Origin of the sequence: Cellulomonas pakistanensis, assembly GCF_016862755.1 — a bacterium.
GTDB lineage: Bacteria > Actinomycetota > Actinomycetes > Actinomycetales > Cellulomonadaceae > Cellulomonas > Cellulomonas pakistanensis.
Window position 1 is genome coordinate 23,110 of record NZ_BONO01000017.1, and the last position, 17,589, is coordinate 40,698.

The following is a 17,589-nucleotide window of genomic DNA, read 5'->3' on the forward strand; positions in this document are numbered from 1 at the left end:
CCCCCTTGTCACGAGACCGAGGACACCCACCGATGACCACCACCCTCCGCCGGGCCGGCGCGCCCGCCCGGCTCACGCTCGCCCTGGCCGCCTCGCTCGCGGTGCTCGGCGGTGCGTCCACCGCCGCGCACGCGGCCGGCGACAGCGACCCCGCGCTCGAGCAGCAGGTCGAGGGCGGCGAGGGCACCGCGGCCGACCAGGCGGTCGTCGACACCGGGCACGTCGACGTCGGTCCCCGGTTCGTCGACGGCGGCTGGCGCCTGCAGGCGCGTGACGACCGTGCCGTGCCGGCGGTGTGGCGGGACGCGGACGACACCGTCCTGCGGGTGCTCGACACCGCGGTCCTGCCCGTCCCCGACGGGCCGGACTACGCGTTCCTCGGCTCCGAGCCCGGCACGCCCGTGCACGTCGTGCCGCAGACCCAGGCCCCCGACGTCGTGTGGCTCGGGTGGAACACCCAGGACCCCGAGGTCGTCGCCCAGGTCGACCGCGGCGCCACCCTGACGCTGCACGGCGTGCAGGGTCCCGGCGACGTCTACGTGTTCCTGCAGGAGGGGGTCGCCGGCGCGCCGAACGTGCTGTGGGACTCGAACCAGGCGTTCCCGCAGGACCTGTGGATGGACGTCAACACGCACGTGCACGCCAACTGGGTGTTCACGGAGCCCGGCACGTACCTGCTCGACGTCGACGTGCACGCCGACCTCACCGGCGGCGAGCAGGTCGTCGACCGCACCGTCCTGCGGTTCGCGGTCGGCGACGCCACCGACACCCAGGAGGCGATGACCGCCGTCCTCGCGGCGGACACCTCGGCGCAGGCGCAGGAGACCCCGTCCGGCGCCGGGGACGCCGAGGCACCCGCCGAGGCCGCGCCCGCACCGGGCGGCTCCGCCGGGCTGCCCACTCCGGTGGTCGGCGCCCTCGTGGGCGTCGGCGTCGCCCTGGTCCTGGTCGTCGCCGGCGGCAGCGTCCTGGCCGCCCGCAGGCGCCGCGCCCTGGTCGACGCGGAGTACTCCGACCGGACGGCGCCCCGGCGCGTCGAGCCCACCCGGGGCGAGCGGTGACCGCCGCCGCGGAGCGCGTCGCCGTCGCGGCGGCGGCCGGCACGCAGGCCACGGCGCTGGACGTGCGGGACCTGCACGTCGTCCTCGGCGGCCGGCTCGTGCTCCAGGGCGCCGACCTGCAGGTGCACGGCGGCGACTTCCTCGGCCTCATCGGCCCGAACGGGGCCGGCAAGACCACCCTGCTGCGCTCGGTGCTGGGGCTGGTCCCCGTCGCGTCGGGCACGGTCCAGGTCGCCGGGCGCAGCAGCCGCGCGGCGCGCGCAGGGGTCGGTTACGTCCCCCAGCGCCACGAGTTCGCGTGGGACTTCCCGATCAGCGTCGAGGACGCCGTGCTCAGCGGCCGCACCCGCCGCATCGGCCTGCTGCGCCGCGCCCGGGTCGACGACTACCGCGCCGTCCGCGACGCGGTCGACCGGGTGGGGCTGACCGACCTCCGACGCCGGCCCGTCGGCCAGCTGTCCGGCGGGCAGCGTCAGCGCGTCCTGGTCGCCCGCGCGCTCGCGCTGCGGCCCCGGGTGCTGCTGCTGGACGAGCCGTTCACCGGGCTGGACATGCCGACCCAGGAGCTGCTCACCGGGCTGTTCACCGAGCTCGCCGCCGAGGGCGTCGCGGTCGTCATGACCACGCACGACCTCGCCGGCGCCCTGTACTCCTGCACCCGCATCGCCCTGCTCAACCGCACCGTGCTGGCCACCGGGACCCCCGCCGAGGTGCGCGACCCCGATCTGTGGGCGCGTGCCTTTCAGATCTCCCCGCACTCCCCGCTGCTGCGCGCGATCGGCCTGGAGGTGCCCGCGTGATCTCCCCGATCGACTTCCTCGCCGACCTCACCAACCCCGACCTGGCGTTCCTGCCCAAGGCCCTGCTGGTCGCGCTGATGTCCAGCGTCATCTGCGGCGTCATCGGCAGCCACGTCGTCCTGCGCGGCATGGCGTTCATCGGCGAGGCCGTCGCCCACGCCGTGTTCCCCGGCCTCGCCGTCGCGTTCCTGCTCCAGGGCTCGCTCGTCCTCGGCGGCGCGGTCGCCGGCATCACCACGGCCGTCCTGGTCGCCGTGTTCTCCCAGAACCGGCGCCTGAAGGAGGACTCGATCATCGGGATCTTCTTCGTCGCCGCGTTCGCGCTCGGCATCGTCATCATCAGCCGCGCCCCCGGCTACGCCGGCTCCCTGCAGGACTTCCTGTTCGGGTCCATCACCGGCATCCCGGACCGCGACGTCGTCACGGTCGCCGTCGCCGGCGCCCTGCTCATCCTCGGCGTGCTGCTGCTGCACAAGGAGCTCGTGACCGTCAGCCTCGACCGCGAGATGGCGCGGGCCTCCGGCCTGCCGGTGTTCGCCCTCGACCTGGTGCTCTACGTGATGGTGACGATCGCGATCGTCATCTCCGTGCAGACCATCGGCAACATCCTGGTCCTGGCGCTCCTGATCACCCCGGCGGCCACCGCGCGCATGCTCACCGACCGGCTGGGCGTGATGATGACGCTCGCGCCCTGCTTCGGCGGGCTGGCCGCGGTCGTGGGCGTGTACCTGTCCTGGAGCCTGGACCTGCCGACCGGCGGCACGATCGTGCTCGTCGCGACCGCGGGGTTCCTGCTGGCGTGGTTCCTCGCCCCCCGGCACGGCCTGGCGCGGGCGCTGCGCAACCGCACCCGTCGTGCCCGACCCGTCCCGGTCACCGCGTGAGCACCACCGGCGGGGGGTGGCTGTCGGGCGCGACCCCGGCCTGAGCGGGCGGGCCCCGGACCGGGGGCGGGAGCACGACGGCGGGGCCGCGACGTTCCTGGGTCGCCGCCCCGCCGTCGGGTGTCGTCAGTGCTCGTCGTAGTGACCCGCGTGCTCGGCGTGGTGGTGCGAGCCGTGGACGTAGTCGACGTGGTCGCCGTGCTGCACGGCCTCGTGGCCGCAGTCGGCGCCGTGCTGGTGGTCGTGCGCGCCGTCGGTCGCGTGCACCGCACCGTGGTGCTCGTCCACGTGGCCCTCGTGCGCGTGGTGCAGGTGGCCGTCGTGCAGGTAGTCGACGTGCCCCTCGTGCTCCACCGCCGCGTGGCCGCAGTCCGCGGCGTGCGCGTGCTCGTGGGAGTCGTGGACCTCGTGCTCGGTGGTCGCGGTCATGGCAGGTCCTTCCTCGTGGACGCCGGCTCGTGCGCCGGCGATCGGCCCTCGTCGAGGGTGGGGTCCGGGGCGTCGCCCGGCTGGGCGGCGCCGTCCTCGCCGATGTGCGCCAGGGCGTCCTCGACGAGGTGCCCGACGTGGACGTCCATCAGGGAGTACTCGATCTCCCGGCCGCGGCGCTCGCTGCGCACCAGGCGTGCGCCGCGCAGGACCCGCAGGTGCTGGGAGACCAGCGACTGCGACGCCTCGGTCGCCGTGACGAGCTCGTGCACGCAGCGCGGGCCGGCGGTCAGCTCGCGCAGGATCGTGAGCCGGGCGGGAGCGCCCAGCGCGCGGAAGAGCTCGGCCGCGGCGACGACCGGATCGGAAGACATGTGTTCATATCAACATGTCTTCATGTGTTGCGCAAGCGGCGACCGGGACCCCGGACGCACCCGGGGTGTCGAGGGGGTCGGAGGGGACGACGAGCGGTGCCCCGACGGGCTGCTGACGTCGGGGCACCGCGGTCGGGGGTCGACAGGTCAGCCGACCTCCACCAGTCCCTTCTCCACGGCCCGCGCCAGGCGGCGCGGGACCTCGACCGTGCGGCCGTCGGGGGTGCGCGCCGTGACGAGCGGCACCGGGGTCGCCTTCCACCGGGACCGGCGGGCGCGGGTGTTGCTGCGCGAGAGCTTCCGCTTCGGGACGGCCATCAGCCCTGCCTCGCCTTCCAGCGCGGGTTCTTCTTGTTGATGACGAAGGTCTTGCCGTGGCGGCGCACCACGATCGAGCCCTCCTTCTTCTTCAGGGACGCCAGCGAGGCGCGCACCTTCATCGGGTCTCCTCGGGGGTGCTCAGGCCGTAGCGCTGGCGGAACTTCTCGACGCGGCCGGCGGTGTCCAGGACGCGGGACTTGCCGGTGTAGAACGGGTGGCTCGCGGAGGACACGTCGACGTCCACGACGGGGTAGGTGTGGCCGTCCTCCCACTCGACGGTCTTGTCCGAGGTCACGGTGGAGCGGGTCAGGAACGCGAAGTCCGCGCTGATGTCCCGGAAGACCACGGGGCGGTACTCGGGGTGGATGCCCTGCTTCATGTCGTGCTCCTCACCAGCTGGACTTCGTGACACCGGGCAGCTCGCCGCGGTGGGCCATCTGCCGCATCCGCACGCGCGAGAGCCCGAACTTGCCCACGTACCCGCGGGGGCGGCCGTCGGCGACGTCCCGGTTGCGCACCCGGGTGGGGCTGGCGTCGCGGGGCAGGGCCTGCAGGGCGGTGCGCGCCGCGACCCGCTCGGCCTCGGACAGGTGCGGGTTCACCGCGGCGGCCTTGAGCTCGAGCCGGCGCTCGGCGTACCGGGCGACGACCTCCTTGCGCTGCTCGTTCTTCGCGATCTTGGACTTCTTGGCCATCAGCGCTCCTCCTTGAAGTCGACGTGCCGGCGGACGACCGGGTCGTACTTCTTCAGCACGAGGCGGTCGGGGTCGTTGCGGCGGTTCTTGCGGGTGACGTAGGTGAAGCCGGTCCCCGCGGTGGAGCGCAGCTTGATGATCGGGCGGACGTCGGCGGCGCGGGCCATCAGACCTTCTCCCCGCGGGCGCGGATCCGGGCGACGACGACCTCGATGCCGAGCTTGTCGACCGTCTTGATGCCCCGGGCCGAGACGGTCAGCGTCACGTGCCGGCCGAGCGAGGGCACCCAGTAGCGCTTGCGCTGGATGTTCGGGTCGAACCGGCGCTTGGTGCGCCGGTGCGAGTGGGAGATGGAGTGGCCGAACCCCGGGGACGTCCCGAGGACCTGGCAGTGAGCGGACATGGGCGTCAGCATAGAGAATGAGAATCGTTCCCGCCAAGCGCTATGCTGGGCCGCGCCCACGCCGAGCAGAACACGTGAGGAGGACCCGTGCGCCCTCGCAAGCCCCTGGCCGTCCTGGCCACCATCGACCCGGTCCTGCGGGACTCGGCGGTCTTCACCGTCGTGGTCGACCGGCCCGGAACGGTCGTGCTGCGGCACGACATCGTGGACGGGCCGGGTGGCGGCGGGATCCGGCGCGTCGTCGTCGACGCCTCGGGCGTCCTCGAGGACGTGCTGGTCCCGCTCGAGCACGCGTGCCTCAGCTGCTCCGTGCGGGAGGACGCCGTGCCGACGCTCGAGCGGCTGGCGCGCGACCCGCGCTGGGACGCGGTGCTGCTGGCGCTCCCCGTCTCCGCCGAGCCGCTGCCGGTGACCCGGGCGCTCGGGGCGGCCACCCGCCGCGGCGGCGTGCTGCGCAGCCTGGAGCTCGCGACGGTCCTGACCGCCGTCGACCGCGACACGGTCGAGGACGACCTGCTGGGCGACGACCTGCTCGACGAGCGCGGCATCGCTCTCACGGAGGACGACCGGCGAGGGGTCGGCGAGGCGCTCGCGGCACAGCTCGGGCACGCGGACGTGGTCCTCGTCGCCACCGGCGGGTCCGAGGGAGAGCAGGACGCGGACACCGCGCTGGACGACCGGATCGCCTCGGACCTGGTCGAGCACGTGCGCGCGGCCGACAGCCGGCGCGTGGACGGCCTGTACTCCCTCGACGTCGCCGCGCTGTTCGAGAGCCGGCACGACGCGAGCGCGGCGGACCGCCGGCTCGATCCGCTGCACGCCTCGGCGGTGCCCGGGGCGCCGACCGGCAACGGCGTGTGGACGCTCGAGCTGCGCTCGGACCGCCCGCTGCACCCCGAGCGGATGGTCGCCGAGGTGCACCGCCTCGGCAGCGGGCCGTTCCGGAGCCGCGGGCGGTTCTGGGTCCCGAGCCGCCCGGACTCGCTGTGCGTGTGGGACGGGTCCGGCGGCCAGCTGTCGGTCGGCGCGATGGGCCTGTGGCACCGGCGGGCGCCGCACACGTGCCTGGTGTTCACCGGCGTCGGCGAGGGCCGCGAGCAGCTGCGCGCGGCGTTCGAGGACATCCTGATGACGCCGGAGGAGTACGCCGCCGGCCTGCTCCCGTGGCTGGGTCGCGAGGACGTCCTCGAGCCGTGGCTGGGGTCGAGGTCGGCGGCGTGACCCCCTCGGGTGAGCGCAGCACGCGGCAGCGCGCCGCGATCGTGGCCGTCATGGACCAGCTGCCCGACTTCCGCAGCGCCCGTCAGATCCACCTGGTCCTGCGGGAGCGCGGTCACGACATCGGCCTGGCCACCGTGTACCGCTCCCTGCACCGCATGGAGGAGCGCGGCGAGGTCGACGTCCTGCGATCGGCGGGCGGCGAGACCGCCGTGTACCGCCGCTGCGAGCGCAAGGCCCACCACCACCACCTCGTGTGCCGCTCCTGCGGCCGCGCGGTCGAGGTGGAGGGCCCCGCCATCGAGCACTGGGCCCGGCGGATGGCCGAGCAGTCGGGCTTCTCCGAGGTCACCCACACCGTCGAGGTGTTCGGCACCTGCGGCCCCTGCCGCCGCTGACCCCCTCGCCCCGCACCCCGATCGGAACCTGATGCCGCACGACCGAGCCCTCGCCCGCCCGCCGCGCCGCCGCCACGCGCGGCGGGCGGTCGCCGCCGCGCTGTCGACCGCCCTGCTCGCGGCCGGCGCCGTCGCCGGTGCCGCCACCGCCGGCGCCGTCGCCGGCGCCGCACCCACCGAGATCTCCTCGGGCGCCTACCTGGTGCGCACCGGGGTGGTCGACGGCGCGCTGCGCACCGGGCTGGCGCAGAGCACCGGCACCTGGCTCGAGGACCCCGGCCCGGTGGTGCTCCGGGTGGTGGGTGACGAGCACGCGGTGCCGGACGACCCGGCGTACTCCTGGCTCGGGGATGCCGGCGCGACCGGGTGGAGCACCTACCCCGACCCGCAGCGGCCCGCCGCCGGCGGCCTGGCGCTCGGTCTGGACACCGGCGGCGTCGAGGCGGCCGACCTGTCCGCCGCCGATCCCTCGCTCACGGTCTCGCTCGCGGACGTGCGGGCACCCGGTGACGTGCTCTGGTACCGGGTCGCCGGCGACCCGGTGAGCGCTCCCGCCCCGTACGCGCCCGGCACCCCGGCGCTCGGGACCGGCACGGCACCCGACGGGCGAGACCGCGCCGCGAGCACCGACATCGGCCCCGGCTACACGCAGGGCGCGACCATGTCGATGCGGTTCACCGCCGAGGGCATGTACTGCCTCGACGTGCAGACCTCCGCCACCCTCGCCGGCGCGGGCACGGCGTCCACCAGCAGCCAGCCGCTGCGGATCGCCGTCGGCCCGACCATCCCCGCCGACGCCGCCTGCGGGTCGGCGCCCGACGCCGGCGGGACCGACCCGGCGCCGGGCGGCGACCCGACGGACCCGGCCGAGCCTGCGGACCCGGCGGACCCGGCGGACCCGACGGACCCGACCGATCCTGCCGAGGGCGGGTGGGCGGACCTGCCGCTGTCCGGCCGGGAGGTGCTCTCCGTCGGCCACATGGACGTGCTGTCGACCGTGACCGCGTCGTCGCTGCACGTCGACGTGCACGACGACACCACCACTCCCGCGACCGCGCACGAGGTCGAGGACGCCACGTTCTACGCCGCGCCCGGTTCCTCCGTCACCAGCGCGCATCTGCAGCAGGTGTTCGGCCCCGGCGTCGACGAGGCGTGGGTGCTGCCGCAGGCCCAGGACTTCTCCCTGGTGTGGCCGGGGTGGAACGTCTCGCCGTCCGGCACCCGCGTCACCTGGACCCTCGACGACGTCCGCGGACCGGGCCGGTTCGCCCTGTTCGAGAGCGGCAGCTTCGGCGCCATCCGGATGCTGCTGTCCGACTCCGGCACTCCGGGCTCGTTCTCCTACGACGAGCACGGCCACGGCTCCTGGGCCTTCACCCGCCAGGGCGTCTACTGCCTGGACTCCACGTTCTCCACCGGCTCCGGCGCCGACCGGCGCGCCGACTCCGCCACCCTCCTGCTCGCCGTCGGCGACGTCGACCCCGAGCGGGTCACCGAGGAGATGTGCGGCAAGACCCCCGAGGAGATCGTCGAGGGCGACGCCCGACCCGGCACCGCGCCGGACCCGGTCGCCCCGAGCGAGCTCACCGGCTCCGCGCGCGGCCCGGTGCGCGCCGCGAGCTCCACCGTCACCACCGACGGCGGCACCGTCGACGTCTTCGTCGGCACCGATCGGGCCGGCCGGTGGGCCTCGCTGTGGTGGTACTCCACGCCGCGCGACCTCGGCTGGCACCGGGTCGCGTCCGACGGGTGGGTCCGCGCCGTCCCCGTCGCCGCCACCACGGCCGGCGCGCACAAGCTCGCCGCGCTCGACCGTGACGGCGACCTGATCGGCTGGGCGCCGGTCACGGTCCGGCCCGCGTCCCAGGACCCGGGCCCCGCCCCGGTCCCGGCGCCCGACCCGGGGCCCGGCGGGCCGCAACCCGGGGCGATCCCCGCCGGCACCGAGGTGTGCACCCCGACACCGGTCACGCGCCAGGTGTCCGCGGCCGACGCCACGGTGGCCACCGGCGGCCACTTCGACTTCGGCTCTCAGCTCATCAACGGCGAGCTGGTCGCGCGCACCAAGGACGACGCCGGCGCCTGGCGCGACCCCGCGGGGCTCGTGCTGCACGTGTCGGAGACCGCGCGCCGCACCGTCCCGGCCGGGTTCGAGTTCCTCGGGTCGGCGGGATCGACGATCTGGGAGATCCCCGAGACGCAGGAGGCCGGGATCCCCTGGCTGGGCTGGAACACCCAGCACCCGTCCGTGACCTCCGGTCTGAGCGGGCCGGTGACCTTCACCCTGGCGGGCGTCGACGGACCCGGCGACCTGATCGTCTACATGGGTGGTTCGTTCGGCAGCCCGAACCAGCGGGTGTTCGACACCGTCGGCGGCCCCCGGTCCGTCTCCGTCCCGCTGAACACCCACCAGCACGCCCACTGGGTCTTCACGCAGCCCGGCGCCTACCACGTGACGATCACCCAGACCGGCACCACCACGTCCGGCCAGCGGGTCTCGGCCACCGGCGTCGTGCACGTGTTCGTCGGCTCCGGCGACCCGCGGGCGGCAGCCGCCACCACGACCGTGACCGAGTGGGTCGGACGCACGGCGTCCGGTGCCGAGTGCGCCCTGTCCGCCGACCAGCTCGCGTCCGTCACGGGCGCCACGGCGACGGCCGAGGCGCTGACCGCCCGGTCCGCCGCCCAGGTCCACGCGGCCGCGGCCGTCCTCCAGGCGGACGACCGGCACGCGTCCGAGCGCGACACCACCATCGACGTCGACCAGCAGGCGACCGGCGCCACGCCCACCTCCGTGGACCCCGCCGGTCGCGGGGTCCTCGCCGGTGTCCTCGGGGCGCTCGCGACGCTGACGCTCGCCGGAGCCGTGACCACCGGACGCGCCTGGTGGCGCGGTCAGACCCAGGAGACCACCCGATGACGACCCCCCGCCCCACCGCGCCGCGTGCGACCACGGGACGCCGGTGGCTCGGCCCCGCCACCGCCGCCCTCGTCGTGGCCGGCCTCGGCCTCGGCGGGGCCGCCGTCGCCACCGCCGCGGCCGGCACCACCGGCGAGCCCGCCGGCGCGCCGGCGCCCGGTGCGACGTCCCGGCCCGCCGAGCCCGCGCCCGACCGCACCCCGCGACCTGCTCCGAGCCGCACACCCACGCCCGACGCGACGGCCGTCGCGGTCGCCGAGCTGGTCGACGCCGCGTGGCTCGCCCGCACCTCGGACGCCTCCGGAGTGCCCGCCACGGCGCTCGCCGCGTACGCCGGCGCCGCGCTGCGGACCGCCGAGGAGCAGCCGGGGTGCCACCTCGGGTGGAACACCCTCGCCGCGATCGGCGAGGTCGAGTCCGCGCACGGCACCGCCGGCGGCAGCGCCCTGGACGCCGCCGGCCTCGCCTCCCCGCCGATCCTCGGGCTGCCGCTGAACGGGTCCCCCGGCCGCGCCGCCGTCGCCGACTCGGACGGCGGCGCCCTCGACGGCGACACCCGGTGGGACCGGGCCGTCGGCCCGATGCAGTTCATCCCGCAGTCCTGGGCCGCCTGGGCGGCCGACGGCGACGGCGACGGCGTCAGCGACCCGCAGAACGTCCACGACGCCGCCCTGGCCGCCGCGCGCTACCTGTGCGACTCCGGCGACCTCGCCGACCCCGACACCTGGATCGCCGCGGTCGCCGCGTACAACGACGACCTCGCGTACAACAACGCGGTCGCGGACGTCGCGGACCGGTTCGCCGGGCTCGGCTGACCCCCCGATCCCGGTGCGGCGGGCCATTCAGCTGGCTCGTCGCACCGGCCCGCCGCGGGACACCCCGATCACCGCAGCGCTGCGGACGCCTCGCCGAGACAGGGACGTGGCGCCGTCCACCTCGACGCACTCGGGAACACGGGCCCCTGGACATCCAGCAGACTGATCGGCTGGGGCGCGGTGTGGGGGCCGGTCGTGCTCCTGGTCCGGTACCTGACGGTCGCAGGACTGGGCGCCCTGTACTACCCCGAGAGCCTCGGCTACCTCCTCTTCTCCGTGCCGGTCGTGGTGGTCTCCGGCGCGGTGGTCGGCGTGCTGTGCGGTGCCGTGGCCGCTGCCGTCGCGCCGTTGGCTCGGCGCGGCCGCTCGGCAGACGTCGCGCTGCTCCGGTGCGCGGCGCTCTACGTCGTCGCCGTGACGGTCGTGCTCCTGGCCTTCGCCCTCGAGCGCCGGAGGGCCGAGCGCGCGCGGACGCCGGGGGCCGTGCGGTGAGGGTCCTGGCGGGCACGGAGCGCCGCGGGCCGGGACCGGTCCGCGGCGCTCTGCCGTGCCGGAGCGGTCGGCAGGCGCACGGTCGACCGCGGCCGACCCCGACCGGTCGGTAGGATCTCCCGGCAACGCTGCGGACGCCCGCCGGCGGGGCCCCAGGGACGTCCGAACCGCGGAAAGGCGGCGCAGCAGGCCGTGTACTCGCTCCTCCTGACGATCGTCTACGTCGCCTTCATCAGCCTCGGGCTGCCCGACTCCCTGGTCGGGTCCGGGTGGCCCGTGATGCACGAGGACCTCGGTGTCCCGCTGGCCTTCGCCGGGATCCTGACGATGATCATCTCGGTCGGGACGATCGTCTCCAGCCTCGCGTCCGACCGCCTCACCCGCCGGTTCGGGGCCGGGCTGGTCACCGCCGTCAGCGTCGGGATGACGGCGGCCGCGCTCGTCGGCTTCTCGCTGTCCGGGTCCTTCTGGCTGCTCTGCCTGTGGGCGATCCCGTACGGCCTCGGGGCGGGCGCGGTCGACGCGGCCCTCAACAACTACGTCGCCCTGCACTACGCCGCCCGCCACATGAACTGGCTGCACAGCTTCTGGGGCGTGGGCGCGTCGATCAGCCCGTTCATCATGAGCTACGCCCTCGGCACCCGGCTGGGGTGGTCGGGTGCCTACGGGATCGTCGGCGGGATCCAGATCGCCCTGACGGTCGTGCTGCTCGTGAGCCTGCCGCTCTGGGGCCGGGTCAACCCCGTCCGCGCCGTGGAGCCCACCGAGGGCGGCGCCGACGACCCGTCGACCGGCAGGACGCACGTCCCGCTCGCGCGGGCGCTGCGCATCCCGGGCGTGCTGCTGATCCTCACGGCCTTCTTCGCGTACTGCGCGCTCGAGAGCACCGCGATCCTCTGGGCCTCGACGTACCTCGTCACCGACCGCGGCGTCGACACCGCCACCGCGGCGGCGTTCGGCTCCCTGTTCCTGCTGGGCATCACCGGCGGGCGGTTCCTGGCCGGGTTCGTCGCCGACCGCATCGGTGACACGCTGCTGATCCGCGGCGGCTTCGCGACCGTCGCGGTGGGCGTCGTGCTCATCGCGCTCCCGGTCGGGACCGACGTGCTCGCGCTCGCCGGCCTCGTCGTGGCCGGGCTCGGCTGCGCGCCGATCTACCCGGCGATCATCCACTCGACGCCCGTCAACTTCGGCCGGAGCAGCTCGCAGGCGATCATCGGCATCCAGATGGCGGCGGCGTACACGGGCTCGACGCTCGCCCCGCCCCTGTTCGGGCTGCTGTCGGCCTGGGCGGGCACGTGGATCTTCCCGCTGTTCGCCGCCGTGCTCGTCGCGCTCGGCCTGGTCATGTCCGAGCGGCTGAACCGGCTCGTCGCGCGCCGGGTGCCGAGCGAGGCCGGGGCCGCCGCGGTCTGACGTCGCGTGACCTGGGCGCCGCGCCTCAGCGGCCCCGCCGCACCTCCAGGGCGCGCCGCACGCCCCACGCGTACTCGGCCGGCCGCTCCCAGGCCGCGAAGTGCCCGCCCTCGGCGTGCTCCCGCCAGTCGGCCACCGCGAAGAACCGCTCGGCGAACCGCCGCGGCGCGTTGACCAGGTCCCGGGCGAACACCGTGAACACCGTCGGCGCGTCGATCCGGGGCCAGTCCTCGGCGCCGCCCGCGGCGTACGGGGTGAACGAGGTGCCGATCGTGCCGGTCAGCCAGTAGGCGCTCACCCAGGTCAGCGCCTCGTCGGCCGTGAAGGCGCGGGACAGGTCGCCGTCCGAGTCGGTCCAGCGCACGAGCTTCTCGACGATCCAGGCCGCGAGGCCCGCGGGGGAGTCGCCCAGCCCGACGGCGAGCGTGCCCGGCCGGGTCGCCTGCTCGTGCATGTAGCCGCCCTCCTCCGCCTGCCAGCGGTGCCCGCGGGCGACGTAGGCGCGCTCCTCGTCGTCGAGGTCCTCGGGGAGGCCGGCGAGGAAGTGGTACTGCGAGACGTCCGTGAGGTGCAGCGCGGTCACGGCCTCCGGGTCCCGGGCCGCGAGGGCTTCGGCCACGTCGCAGCCCACGTCGCCCGCGGACACCACGTACCGCGGGAACCCGAGCTCCCGCATAGCCGCGGCGACGGCGTCGGCCATGCCCGTCGACGACAGGCCGCCGGCGGGGATCGGCGCCGCGAACGGGAAGCCGGGCAGCGCGGGGACCACGACGGTCACGTCGTCGAGGAGGTCGAGGACGCGCTCGAACCGCAGCACCGAGTCGGGCCAGCCGTGCAGGAGGAGGACGACCGGCGTGTCCGGGTCCGCCCGGCGCACGATCGCGCGCACCGGGACGGGCGCGGCCTCGGTCTCGACCCAGGGGTACGCGGCGATGCGGTCCTCCTGGGCGCGCCAGTCGAACCGCGCCCGCCAGTGCTCGAGCAGGTCGGCGAGCAGGGCGGGGTCCACGCCCGCCGGGCGGTCGAGCGCCCCGGTACCGACCAGCCGCGTGCGCGCCAGCCGGTCGGACAGGTCCTGGAGCCGGTCCGGGTCGACCCGGACGAAGGCGTTCGCGCGCATCGAGGTCCTCTCGGGGACGAGCCGTTCGGTGAGCCGTCACCACCCTGGCACCGGGGTCCGACACCGGCCCGGCCGCGGCCGGGCTGCATGCTCCGTCCGCCTACCACGCGTGCCTGGGTGCTACCACCTGAGGTGCCCGCGATCACCCTCAGGAGTGGTCAACCCCGGCACCCCGTCACCCGATGACACGTCCGCACGGGTGAGGAACGCCCCTGCTCCCTCCATCGACGCAAGGACAGCGATGCGCTTCCTCCCCCCGCAGCGGCACCGGCTCGCCCCCGCCGCCCCTCGCGCCGCCCGCCACCGCGGCGCCCCGGACCGCCGCTGGCAGGTCCTGGCCCTGGTGCTCGCCGTGGCCACCGTCGCCGTGTCGGCCCTCGGCGTGGGCCGCCCGTCGGTCGCCGAGGCCGCAGGCACCGGCACCGTGCTGCTCCAGGACGACTTCATGTCGGCCACCACCGTCGCGTCCAGCTACGTCGTCGGCGGCACGAACTTCACGCCGTGCCTCACGGCCGGGTCGAACGCCGGCAGCCGGCCGATCCCGGGCTGCGGTGGCACCGCCGACGCGAACGGCGCCGGCGCGCTGCGGCTGACCGCGAACGTCAACAACCAGTCCGGCTTCCTGCTGTACGACAAGGCCCTCCCGACCAAGGCCGGCCTGGACATCACGTTCAACGAGTACCAGTACGGCGGGACGCTGGCCGACGGCATCACGTTCTTCCTCACGGACGGCGCGTACACGCTCGACCGGGCCGGCGCCTTCGGCGGGTCGCTCGGCTACCACCACCAGGCGACCGGTTCCGATGGCGTCGCGAACGCCCTGCTCGGCATCGGCCTCGACGTCTACGGCAACTACACCGTCGAGACCAACGACGTCGCCACCTGCGGCACGACCTACCGCAACACGCAGCTGCAGAAGAACACCGTCGCCGTGCGCGGACCGGGCAACGGGAAGACCGGCTACTGCCTCCTCGGTCCGGTGGCCCCGGCCGCCGAGCTCGCCACGCGCAACGGCAGCGCCCGGCCGACGCCGGTCCCGGTGCGCATCGTCGTCGACCCGCCGAGCAACCCGTCGCCGCGCGTCACCATCTACCTGGGCGACCGCGAGGTCACGTCGGTCCCGCAGCCCGCCAAGCTCGCCACCACGCCCACCTTCAAGTTCGGCTGGGGCGCCTCGACCGGCGGCCAGAACGACTTCCACGAGATCAACTTCCTCCGCGTCGAGTCGGTCAACCCGATCCGGTCGGACCTGGCGCTGGCCGCGACCGCGACCCCGGTGTCGAGCGACGACACCGCGTCGGTCACGCTGACCGCCCGCACCGACGCCGCGTCGGGCCCGGTCCCGGCGAACGAGCCGGTCGTCCTGCAGTCGACCGCCCCCGCGGGCACGCGCTTCGGCACCCCGGCCGGCGCCGGCTGGGACTGCTCCGCGAGCACCCAGTCGCAGCTGTCCTGCACGCGGATCTCGGCGACCGCGGTCGACCCGGCGACGGCACTGCCCGCGGTGACCGCGCCGATCCTGCGGACGTCCGCCGGCTCGAGCGGCACGTCGACCCTCTCCGCGACGCTGTCCAGCGTGAACGACGACGCCACCCTGCTGGCGAACAACACCGCGGCGCTCGAGCTCCGGTGGAACCCCCGCGTCGCCGCGGTCTCCGCCGCCGACGTCGTCGCCTCGGCCACGCCGGCGGACGTGACGATCGACCCGACGATCGTCGGCACCGGGCCGTTCACGGTCGAGGTCGTCGGCAACACGACGCCGGGCGTCGGCAGCACCTCCGTGGTCGACGGCCGGCTCGTCGTGCGGCCGGTCGCCGGCGCGAGCGGCACGATCCGCTCCACCTACCGGGTCACCGACGCGGCGGGCGGCGTGAGCAACACCGCGGACGTCACCCTGCGCGTCGCCCCGACCACCCCCGGCGGCGAGCTCGAGACGACCGCCGGCGTCACCGGCACCGCGACGCTCGGCGCGCCGACCGGCACCGGCCCGTTCACGGCGACGGTGCTCGCGTTCGGCGGCGTGCTCGCGGACGCCACGGTCGTCATGTCCGGCGGCCGGCCCGTCGTCACCGCCGTGCCCGCCCCGGGCGCGAGCGGCCTGACCACGATCACCTACCGCGTCGCGGACGCGACCGGCGTGCTGAGCGCGGTCGCGACCGTCGACGTCACCGTCCGCCCGGTCGCGGGCGACGACTCCGTCGAGGCGATCCTGGACGCGGACGGCGCGGCGACCGCCACGACGCAGCTCCCGGTCGGCGACGGCACCGGCCCGTTCACCTACGCACTCGTCGGCGACGGCGACCTGGACGGCGCGCAGGCCACGCTGACCGAGGACGGCGCGCTGTCGGTCGTCGCCTCGACCGGCGTCAGCGGGACGTACCCGGTCCGCTACACCGTCACCGACGGCGGCGGCACCAGCGACGAGGCCACGGTCGACGTCGCGATCCGACCGTACCTCGGCTCGGTCCCGGCCGTCGACGGCACCGCCGACGCCCCGGCCACCTCGGCCGCGCCGGCCACCCACGGCGTCGTCGGGTTCGACGCGTCGCAGCCGGCCGGCACCGCGGTCTTCGTCGCCGCCGACGGCGCCGTCACGCTCGACCCGCAGGGCCGCAGCGGCACGTTCGACGTCACCCTCGTGGGCCACGACGCGGACGGCCAGGACACCGTCGAGCGGATCGTCACCTTCGTGGTCGACCCGGTCGCGGCGACCGTGGACGGCGAGGCCACCGCCTCGGCCACCCCGGCCGCCACCGTCCTCACCCCGGCCGCGCCGACCGGCACCGGGCCGTTCACGCTGGCGATCGCCTCCGGCCTCGCGCCGGCGCTCGGCACCGCGACGGTCGACGAGGACGGCACCGGCGTGGCGATCACGCCGGCCCCGGGCGTCTCCGGCGTCCTGGTCGCCGAGTACGTGGTCACGGACGCCTCGGGGCTCACGAGCGCCCCGGTCCGGGCCGAGCTGCGCGTGCGCCCGGCGGTCGACGGCGCGGCCGCGCACGTCGCGTCCGGCGCCACCGCCGGCGTCACGCTGCCGACGCCGACCGGCACCGGCCCGTTCGCGTGGACCCTGGTCTCGGCCGGGCCCGCGCAGGCCGGCTCCGTGCAGGTCGCCGACGGCGTCGCGACGGTCACGGCGGCGCGCCGCTACTCGGGCCCGCTCGAGGTCCGGTACACCGTGACCGACGCGGCCGGCCTGGTCTCGGACGTGGCGGTCCTGGCCGTCACGGTCGACCCGGTCGCGCCCGACGAGGGCACCGGCGGCACCGCCCGGCAGCCGGGCACCACCGGCGGCCCCGTCACCGGCCCGACGCCGGACCCGGCGGGCACCGGCCCGTTCCGGTTCGCCATCCTCACCGGCCCGACCCCGGAGCAGGGCACCGCGACGATCGACCCGGACACCGGCGTCGTGACGTTCGTGCCGGCCCCCGGGTTCAGCGGCGAGGTGGACGTCGTCTACACGGCGACCGACGCCAACGGCGCCACCGCCGACCCCGGCACGGTGACCTTCGCGATCGCGCCGCTGGCCACGCCGGTCGACGACCGGTCCCCGGGCTCGCCCGCGCGGCCGGCGACGACCCCGGCGGGCACGCCCACGACGATCACCCTGCCGACCCCGGTGGGCACCGGCCCGTTCACCTTCGAGGTGCTCGGCGGCCCGACGCCCGACCAGGGCACGGTGACCCTCGACCCGACGACCGGCGTGCTGACCTTCGTGCCGGCGCCCGGGTACAGCGGCAAGGTGTCGCTGCGCTACCGGGTCCTCGACGCGGACGGCGTGGCGAGCGCCGCGCAGGTGGTCCGCATCGACGTCCGGCCGACCGTCGCGACGGGCGGGCCGCGGACGACGGTCGCCGCCGGCGGCACGACGCAGGTGCAGCTGCCGGCGCCGGTCGGCACCGGCCCGTTCACCTGGGCCGTCGTGGACGGCCCGACGCCGGAGCAGGGCACGCTCACGATCGACCCGGCCACCGGCCGGCTCACGTTCGTGGCGGCGGCGGGCTTCGCCGGCACGGTGCGCGTCACCTACACGGTGACGGACGCGGACGGCGTGGTGAGCGAGGTGCTCGCGGCCGAGCTCGAGGTCCTGGCGCCCGATGCCCCGGCGGGCCTCGCGGTCACCGGCTCGCAGGTCGCCGGCGTCGCGGGGCTCGGTGCGCTGCTGCTGGCGGGCGGTGCGGCGCTCGTGCTGACGGCGCGGCGGCGCCGGGCCTGATCGCCCGAAGGACGCACGACGGCCCGG

19 protein-coding genes are annotated in these 17,589 nt (G+C 75.7%); 10 read left to right on the top strand and 9 right to left on the bottom strand.

The window, feature by feature from the left end:
- The first annotated feature begins 32 nt into the window (after nucleotides 1–32).
- From Cpa01nite_RS11770 to Cpa01nite_RS11780, 3 genes are read left to right on the top strand one after another with little or no spacing between them, the layout of a single operon-like run.
- A complete protein-coding gene (locus tag Cpa01nite_RS11770) occupies nucleotides 33–1,061 on the top strand; it encodes a TIGR03773 family transporter-associated surface protein (RefSeq protein ID WP_203668960.1) in 1,029 nt (342 codons plus the stop codon).
- Entirely contained in the window at nucleotides 1,058–1,861 is an 804-nt protein-coding gene (locus Cpa01nite_RS11775; RefSeq protein WP_239068733.1) for an anchored repeat-type ABC transporter ATP-binding subunit, read from the top strand. The genes Cpa01nite_RS11770 and Cpa01nite_RS11775 overlap by 4 nt, the downstream gene beginning before the upstream one ends.
- The gene (locus Cpa01nite_RS11780; RefSeq protein ID WP_203668961.1) at nucleotides 1,858–2,745 is read left to right on the top strand and encodes an anchored repeat-type ABC transporter permease subunit; all 888 of its coding nucleotides are present in this window, start codon (nucleotides 1,858–1,860) and stop codon (nucleotides 2,743–2,745) included. The genes Cpa01nite_RS11775 and Cpa01nite_RS11780 overlap by 4 nt, the downstream gene beginning before the upstream one ends.
- A gap of 126 nt (nucleotides 2,746–2,871) precedes the next feature.
- Here the strand turns inward: Cpa01nite_RS11780 and Cpa01nite_RS11785 are convergent, their stop codons facing one another.
- From Cpa01nite_RS11785 to rpmB, 8 genes are all read right to left on the bottom strand, one after another.
- Nucleotides 2,872–3,174 carry a hypothetical protein gene (locus Cpa01nite_RS11785; RefSeq protein WP_203668962.1) on the bottom strand — a complete coding sequence of 101 codons (303 nt, stop codon included), beginning with the start codon at nucleotides 3,172–3,174 and terminating at the stop codon, nucleotides 2,872–2,874.
- Nucleotides 3,171–3,548 (bottom strand): ArsR/SmtB family transcription factor, encoded by a 378-nt coding sequence (locus Cpa01nite_RS11790; protein ID WP_203668963.1) that lies wholly within the window; start codon nucleotides 3,546–3,548, stop codon nucleotides 3,171–3,173. Before Cpa01nite_RS11790 ends, Cpa01nite_RS11785 begins: the two co-directional genes overlap by 4 nt.
- Nucleotides 3,549–3,695: 147 nt before the next feature.
- Nucleotides 3,696–3,866: a 50S ribosomal protein L32 gene (gene rpmF, locus Cpa01nite_RS11795; RefSeq protein WP_203668964.1), complete on the bottom strand. Its 171-nt coding sequence runs from the start codon at nucleotides 3,864–3,866 to the stop codon at nucleotides 3,696–3,698.
- Nucleotides 3,866–3,988 (bottom strand): type B 50S ribosomal protein L36, encoded by a 123-nt coding sequence (gene ykgO, locus Cpa01nite_RS11800; RefSeq protein WP_034227039.1) that lies wholly within the window; start codon nucleotides 3,986–3,988, stop codon nucleotides 3,866–3,868. Before ykgO ends, rpmF begins: the two co-directional genes overlap by 1 nt.
- A complete protein-coding gene (locus Cpa01nite_RS11805; RefSeq protein WP_203668965.1) occupies nucleotides 3,985–4,248 on the bottom strand; it encodes a type B 50S ribosomal protein L31 in 264 nt (87 codons plus the stop codon). Before Cpa01nite_RS11805 ends, ykgO begins: the two co-directional genes overlap by 4 nt.
- A 10-nt stretch (nucleotides 4,249–4,258) precedes the next feature.
- Nucleotides 4,259–4,564, bottom strand: a complete 306-nt coding sequence (gene rpsN, locus Cpa01nite_RS11810; protein ID WP_203668966.1) for a 30S ribosomal protein S14 — start codon at nucleotides 4,562–4,564, stop codon at nucleotides 4,259–4,261.
- A complete protein-coding gene (rpmG, locus tag Cpa01nite_RS11815; protein WP_203668967.1) occupies nucleotides 4,564–4,731 on the bottom strand; it encodes a 50S ribosomal protein L33 in 168 nt (55 codons plus the stop codon). The genes rpsN and rpmG overlap by 1 nt, the downstream gene beginning before the upstream one ends.
- Nucleotides 4,731–4,967: a 50S ribosomal protein L28 gene (gene rpmB / locus Cpa01nite_RS11820; protein WP_203668968.1), complete on the bottom strand. Its 237-nt coding sequence runs from the start codon at nucleotides 4,965–4,967 to the stop codon at nucleotides 4,731–4,733. Before rpmB ends, rpmG begins: the two co-directional genes overlap by 1 nt.
- 87 nt (nucleotides 4,968–5,054) lie before the next feature.
- Between rpmB and Cpa01nite_RS11825 the strand changes: the two genes are divergently transcribed.
- From Cpa01nite_RS11825 to Cpa01nite_RS11850, 6 genes are all read left to right on the top strand, one after another.
- Nucleotides 5,055–6,188, top strand: a complete 1,134-nt coding sequence (locus Cpa01nite_RS11825; RefSeq protein ID WP_203668969.1) for a CobW family GTP-binding protein — start codon at nucleotides 5,055–5,057, stop codon at nucleotides 6,186–6,188.
- Entirely contained in the window at nucleotides 6,185–6,583 is a 399-nt protein-coding gene (locus tag Cpa01nite_RS11830) for a Fur family transcriptional regulator (RefSeq protein WP_203668970.1), read from the top strand. Before Cpa01nite_RS11825 ends, Cpa01nite_RS11830 begins: the two co-directional genes overlap by 4 nt.
- 31 nt (nucleotides 6,584–6,614) lie before the next feature.
- Nucleotides 6,615–9,503, top strand: a complete 2,889-nt coding sequence (locus Cpa01nite_RS11835) for a TIGR03773 family transporter-associated surface protein (protein WP_203668971.1) — start codon at nucleotides 6,615–6,617, stop codon at nucleotides 9,501–9,503.
- A complete protein-coding gene (locus Cpa01nite_RS11840) occupies nucleotides 9,500–10,318 on the top strand; it encodes a lytic transglycosylase domain-containing protein (RefSeq protein WP_203668972.1) in 819 nt (272 codons plus the stop codon). The genes Cpa01nite_RS11835 and Cpa01nite_RS11840 overlap by 4 nt, the downstream gene beginning before the upstream one ends.
- Before the next feature lie 180 nt (nucleotides 10,319–10,498).
- Nucleotides 10,499–10,810: a hypothetical protein gene (locus Cpa01nite_RS11845; protein ID WP_203668973.1), complete on the top strand. Its 312-nt coding sequence runs from the start codon at nucleotides 10,499–10,501 to the stop codon at nucleotides 10,808–10,810.
- A gap of 192 nt (nucleotides 10,811–11,002) precedes the next feature.
- Nucleotides 11,003–12,226, top strand: coding sequence for an MFS transporter (locus tag Cpa01nite_RS11850; protein ID WP_203668974.1), 1,224 nt, complete (start codon nucleotides 11,003–11,005; stop codon nucleotides 12,224–12,226).
- 25 nt (nucleotides 12,227–12,251) lie between these two features.
- Here Cpa01nite_RS11850 and Cpa01nite_RS11855 read toward each other — a convergent pair whose 3' ends face one another.
- Complete coding sequence (locus tag Cpa01nite_RS11855) at nucleotides 12,252–13,346, bottom strand: epoxide hydrolase family protein (protein ID WP_203668975.1); 1,095 nt, start codon at nucleotides 13,344–13,346, stop codon at nucleotides 12,252–12,254.
- Nucleotides 13,347–13,587: 241 nt separating this feature from the next.
- Here Cpa01nite_RS11855 and Cpa01nite_RS11860 point away from each other — a divergent pair, with 241 nt between their 5' ends.
- Complete coding sequence (locus Cpa01nite_RS11860) at nucleotides 13,588–17,562, top strand: Ig-like domain-containing protein (protein ID WP_203668976.1); 3,975 nt, start codon at nucleotides 13,588–13,590, stop codon at nucleotides 17,560–17,562.
- Nucleotides 17,563–17,589: the final 27 nt, after the last annotated feature.

Excerpts from the sequence above, each read along its gene's own strand:
- rpmF (WP_203668964.1), bottom strand. The coding sequence starts at position 3,866 with ATGGCCGTCCCGAAGCGGAAGCTCTCGCGCAGCAACACCCGCGCCCGC.
- Cpa01nite_RS11860 (WP_203668976.1), top strand. The coding sequence starts at position 13,588 with ATGCGCTTCCTCCCCCCGCAGCGGCACCGGCTCGCCCCCGCCGCCCCT.
- rpmB (WP_203668968.1), bottom strand. The coding sequence starts at position 4,967 with ATGTCCGCTCACTGCCAGGTCCTCGGGACGTCCCCGGGGTTCGGCCAC.
- rpmG (WP_203668967.1), bottom strand. The coding sequence starts at position 4,731 with ATGGCCCGCGCCGCCGACGTCCGCCCGATCATCAAGCTGCGCTCCACC.
- Cpa01nite_RS11805 (WP_203668965.1), bottom strand. The coding sequence starts at position 4,248 with ATGAAGCAGGGCATCCACCCCGAGTACCGCCCCGTGGTCTTCCGGGAC.
- Cpa01nite_RS11835 (WP_203668971.1), top strand. The coding sequence starts at position 6,615 with ATGCCGCACGACCGAGCCCTCGCCCGCCCGCCGCGCCGCCGCCACGCG.
- Cpa01nite_RS11790 (WP_203668963.1), bottom strand. The coding sequence starts at position 3,548 with ATGTCTTCCGATCCGGTCGTCGCCGCGGCCGAGCTCTTCCGCGCGCTG.
- Cpa01nite_RS11785 (WP_203668962.1), bottom strand. The coding sequence starts at position 3,174 with ATGACCGCGACCACCGAGCACGAGGTCCACGACTCCCACGAGCACGCG.
- Cpa01nite_RS11855 (WP_203668975.1), bottom strand. The coding sequence starts at position 13,346 with ATGCGCGCGAACGCCTTCGTCCGGGTCGACCCGGACCGGCTCCAGGAC.
- ykgO (WP_034227039.1), bottom strand. The coding sequence starts at position 3,988 with ATGAAGGTGCGCGCCTCGCTGGCGTCCCTGAAGAAGAAGGAGGGCTCG.
- Cpa01nite_RS11770 (WP_203668960.1), top strand. The coding sequence starts at position 33 with ATGACCACCACCCTCCGCCGGGCCGGCGCGCCCGCCCGGCTCACGCTC.
- rpsN (WP_203668966.1), bottom strand. The coding sequence starts at position 4,564 with ATGGCCAAGAAGTCCAAGATCGCGAAGAACGAGCAGCGCAAGGAGGTC.
- Cpa01nite_RS11840 (WP_203668972.1), top strand. The coding sequence starts at position 9,500 with ATGACGACCCCCCGCCCCACCGCGCCGCGTGCGACCACGGGACGCCGG.